Source organism: Pseudorhodoplanes sp., assembly GCF_035565855.1.
In the GTDB taxonomy this organism is placed as follows: domain Bacteria; phylum Pseudomonadota; class Alphaproteobacteria; order Rhizobiales; family Xanthobacteraceae; genus Pseudorhodoplanes.
The window spans coordinates 1-4524 of record NZ_DATMRX010000334.1; the positions used below are offsets into that span (position 1 = coordinate 1).

At 63.6% G+C, this 4524-nt stretch carries 6 protein-coding genes; all 6 read right to left on the minus strand.

Annotation, left to right across the window (positions count from 1 at the left end; translation table 11 throughout):
- The coding region (locus tag VN004_RS19130; protein WP_325613495.1) for a hypothetical protein at positions 1 to 184 on the minus strand (184 nt) is incomplete at its 3' end.
- Between the two features lie 82 nt (positions 185 to 266).
- Entirely contained in the window at positions 267 to 539 is a 273-nt protein-coding gene (locus VN004_RS19135) for a DUF1467 family protein (protein ID WP_325613497.1), read from the minus strand.
- Between the two features lie 60 nt (positions 540 to 599).
- On the minus strand, positions 600 to 1004 hold the full coding sequence (gene mce / locus VN004_RS19140; RefSeq protein ID WP_325613499.1) for a methylmalonyl-CoA epimerase: 405 nt from the start codon (positions 1002 to 1004) through the stop codon (positions 600 to 602).
- A 7-nt stretch (positions 1005 to 1011) separates the two neighbouring features.
- Positions 1012 to 2685 carry a ribonuclease J gene (locus tag VN004_RS19145; RefSeq protein ID WP_325613501.1) on the minus strand — a complete coding sequence of 558 codons (1674 nt, stop codon included), beginning with the start codon at positions 2683 to 2685 and terminating at the stop codon, positions 1012 to 1014.
- Positions 2685 to 3479, minus strand: a complete 795-nt coding sequence (locus VN004_RS19150) for a biotin--[acetyl-CoA-carboxylase] ligase (protein WP_325613504.1) — start codon at positions 3477 to 3479, stop codon at positions 2685 to 2687. The genes VN004_RS19145 and VN004_RS19150 overlap by 1 nt, the downstream gene beginning before the upstream one ends.
- 14 nt (positions 3480 to 3493) lie before the next feature.
- The coding region (gene nuoN, locus VN004_RS19155; protein ID WP_325613506.1) for an NADH-quinone oxidoreductase subunit NuoN at positions 3494 to 4524 on the minus strand (1031 nt) is incomplete at its 5' end.

Here is a 4524-nt window from a genome sequence, read left to right on the forward strand (position 1 = left end):
GACCATTTTCCCCGAGCAGGCAGACTTCCGCATTCTCGCCGCGTTCCTCGCCAAGTCGCTGCGCCGCATCCACAGCGAACATCAGCGCTTCCTGCTTGGTCTGATAGGGCCCGAAATCGGCGTCGGCGAACCGTATGCTCCAGCCTTCCTCGGTTTGACGGATCAAATAGCGCGAATGTGGCATGCCGTGTCCCCGCAAAATTCGTCAGCGATAACGGCGGTGGGGCCGAATGCGTTCCCCGCGGCACCTTGGGGAAAATTGGAATTCAGGTCAGCGGGCGCGGTCTGGGCAACCCCGGAATATCGTCCAATCCGATCAGGTGATATTTGTAAATCACTGATAATATTGCGAAAATTATCGCAGAGACCAGCGTCGTCCACAGCAGCTTCTGCAGCATGCGAGGAAACACAGGCGCCCCGGGATCAGTGCCCTGCTCAAACTCGGTCTCGTGCTGCGACTTCACGCCGAACGGCAGAACGGCAAACAGCGTCACCCACCAGATCAGAAAGTAGATCGCGAGGCCGGTGGTCAAGGTCATGCGGCTACGCCAATTCTCGCAAAACTGCGCCGGAGCATCGTTCTGGCGCGCCCGTAGTGATCAGGCCTGCTCGAGCTCCACGAGCGTTCCGAAGAAGTCCTTTGGATGCAGGAACAGCACCGGCTTGCCATGTGCCCCGATCTTTGGCTCGCCGCTCCCGAGCACCCGCGCGCCCTTTTCTTTCAATGCATCCCGCGCGGCGACGATGTCGTCCACCTCATAGCAGATGTGGTGGATACCGCCGTCCGGATTGCGTTCGAGGAATTTGGCAATCGGGGATTCCGCACCGAGCGGCTCGAGCAGCTCGATCTTGGTGTTGGGGAGCGTGATGAACACGGTCGTGACGCCGTGTTCATGCTGCGGCACCTGTTCTGATACTTCGGCGCCCAGCGTCGTCCGATAGACTTCCGATGCCTTCGCGATATCACGAACGGCAATCGCGACATGATTCAGTCGTCCGATCATGACGCCATCATACCGCAAGAACGTGGACGTAACAGATCGGCTTTTTGCCCCATTGCTGGGCAACCGCGCCACGGACCCCTCGCCTCACCGCCTCTGCGACCGAATCCGGATCGCGCCGCCGCTGTCGCGGCAGGCTTTCGAAAGTGTCGTGAACCGCGTCGAGGGCAATATCGGCCAGCGGCTGACCGTCCTTGCCGCGTTCCGGGATGCCGATCAGTTCGATTTCGGGATCGGCCGCCAGCGCGCCTTTTTCAGTAAGCGCCAGCGCGACGGTGATCATCCCGACAAAGCTAAGCCGCCTGCGCTCGGCGATGGTCCGGCTTTCGGCGTCGACCATCACCACGCCATCCTTGTAGGTCCGGCCATGCGGGATCTTGTCGATCACCCCCGGCCGTCCCGGCGCAAGCTGCACCATTTCACCGTTGCGGCATGTGACGACGTCGGGGATACCGAGCCTGCGCCCGATCGCGGCATGTTCGGACAGGTGCAAGGCCTCGCCGTGGGCCGGGATCAGGATCTTCGGCTTGAGCCAGCCGAGCAATTCCTCGACCTCGCCAATCCGCGGGTGACCGGAGACATGAACGAGATGCGTCCGGTCGGTGATGACATGCACCCCCTGGTCGATCAGTCCGTTGATCACCGAGGAAACCGCCTTTTCGTTGCCAGGGATCGTGCGTGACGAGAAAATCACCTGGTCGCCGGCTCCGAGTGTGATGTCGGGGTGATCGTCCGTTGCGATCCGCGCCAGCGCCGCGCGCGGCTCCCCCTGGCTGCCGGTACAGAGCGCGACCACCTTGTCGGGCGGGAGATAGCCGTAGACATCGGGGCCGCGGAATTCACCGATCCCGTCGAGATACCCAGTCTCTCGCGCCACCTGCGCCACCCGCTCCATGGCCCGTCCGACAATGACGACTTCGCGGCCGGCGGCCTTCGCGCCCTCCGCGACCGCACGCAACCGCGCAACATTCGATGCAAAGGTGGTCACCGCAACCCGCGCCGGCGCTGCTGCAATCAGCTCGGCCAGTGTCCGGGCCACGTCCGCTTCCGATGGCGAGCGTCCATCGCGGACGGCGTTCGTGGAATCGCCGACGACTGCGAGAACGCCCTCCTCTCCCAGGCGCCGCAGCTTGTCCTGATCGGTCGGCAGTCCAACACCCGGTGTCTGGTCGAGCTTCCAGTCGCCGGTATGCAGCACCGTTCCGAGCGACGTGCGAATGATCAGGGCATTCGATTCCGGAATCGAATGCGACATCGACACGAGCTCGACATTGAACGGGCCAAGATCGAAGCGGCCTCCGAGCGGCACCACCTTCAGATCGATGTCCGGCGCGCCCGGCTCGCTTGCCTTCTTCGCCTCGATCAGTGACGCGGTGAAAGGCGTCGCATAGACCGGGACGCGAAGCTGCGGCCACAAATCGAACAATGCGCCGAAATGGTCCTCATGCGCATGGGTCAGAACGATGCCGGTAAGATTGCGCCGCTCCTCCACCAGATAGCGGATATCCGGGAATATCAGATCGACGCCCGGCAGGTGTTCTTCCGAGGCGAAGGACACACCGCAATCGACGATCATCCACCGGCGCCGGTGTTCGGTGCCGATGCCGTAGATCGACAAATTCATGCCGATCTCGCCGACGCCGCCGAGCGGCGCAAAAACGAACTGGGTTTCGTTTCCCGCCATCAGCGCACAGCTCCCGCCGCCGCAACGGCACTCGCGGCATCGCCGAAATAGACGTCGCCCGCACTGATGGCGCGTGCGGTCCCATCAGCCATGCGCAGGATCAGGCGGCCCTGCTCATCCAGCGTTTCGAAAATACCGTCTTCCACCCGATCTCCTGCGCGTACCGAGACCGATTGCCCGATTCCCCTTGCCTGTGCGAGCCAAGCCGCGCGGATGACATCAAATCCGCGGCCATTGTCCCATAAGGCAGCCAACGCGCTCCATGCATCCGTCAGCGCCTCGAAAGCGGCTTCCGGCGCGACGCGATGGCCGAGCGCACGCAGCGACTGCGCCGGGAATGCGGTTCCGGCGGGTGCGGCGGCGAGATTGAGGCCAATTCCGACAACCACGGCCGTCGAGACGCCCGCCGCCTCGGATTCGAGGAGGATTCCGGCGATCTTGCCGCCCTGTGCCAGCACGTCATTGGGCCATTTCAGCGCGACATCGAGGCCGGGCGCGAGTGCGCTGCAGGCCTTATGGACCGCGAGGCTCGCGACGAAGCCGAGCGTCGCGGCAACGGCCGGTGCCACCGACGCGGTAAACAGAAGGCTCGTTGCGAGATTGCCGCCTCCGGAGAACCATTCGCGGCCCCGTCGCCCGCGACCTGCGGTCTGTTCACGCGCCACGATCCACAACGGCCCTCGTTCACCTTCGCGCGCGCGCCGCAACGCTTCGCTGTTCGTCGAGTCAAGCGTATCGTGGACGGTCAGGCGATGCCCCGCCTCGAGGGCGCGCGGCCCGAGCGCGAAGACCATCGAGCCGTCTCTGCCTAGAACAACGACTTGGCCGCAGCCGTCGCAGCGTCAACGAGCGGCGCCGGATAGGCAAAGAACAAGAGGTTGAACAGGCCGGCGACGCCAAGCACGAAAGCCTGTTCGCCCGGCATCGGCTCGAAGCTCTTGTGCGGCTCGTCGAAATACATCGTCTTGACGATGGCGAGATAATAATAGGCGCCGATGACGCTCGTCAGCACGCCGATGACGGCGAGCGCATAGAGGCCCGCATTAATCGCGGCGAGGAACACATAGAACTTGGCGAAGAAGCCGGCGAGCGGGGGGATGCCGGCGAGCGAGAACATCAGCATCGCGAACAGGAACGCCATCATCGGCGAGGTGCGCGCGAGCCCGGCGAGATCGGAAATGTTCTCCACCATTGCGCCCTGCCGCTTCATCGACAGCACGCAGGCGAAGGTGCCGAGCGTCATCGCGACATAGATCGCCATATAGATCAGGACGCTCTGCACGCCTTCCGGCGTTCCGGCGGCGAGCCCAACCAGCGCAAAGCCCATATGGCCGATCGAGGAATAGGCCAGGAGGCGCTTGATATTGGTCTGGCCGATCGCGGCGAACGCGCCGAGCGCCATCGAGGCGATGGAGACGAAGACGACGATCTGCTGCCATTGCAGCGTCACGGTCGGGAACGCGGTCATGGTCGCGCGCACGAACACCGCCATCGCCGCGGCCTTGGTCGCCGACGCAAAGAAGGCCGTGACTGGCGTCGGCGAACCTTCATAGACGTCCGGCGTCCACATATGGAACGGCACGGCCGAGACCTTGAAACACAGCCCGGCCAGAAGGAACACAAGACCGACCGTCACCGCGAGTCCGCCCTGAGGGGCCGCCTGGGCGATGCCGGCGAAGGAAATCTGCCCCGTCGCGCCATAGATCAGCGAGGCGCCGTAGAGCAGCATGCCGGACGACAGCGCACCGAGGACGAAATATTTCAGCCCCGCTTCCGTGGAGCGCGCCGAGTCACGATCGATCGCCGCGATCACATAGAGCGAGAGGCTCATCAATTCGA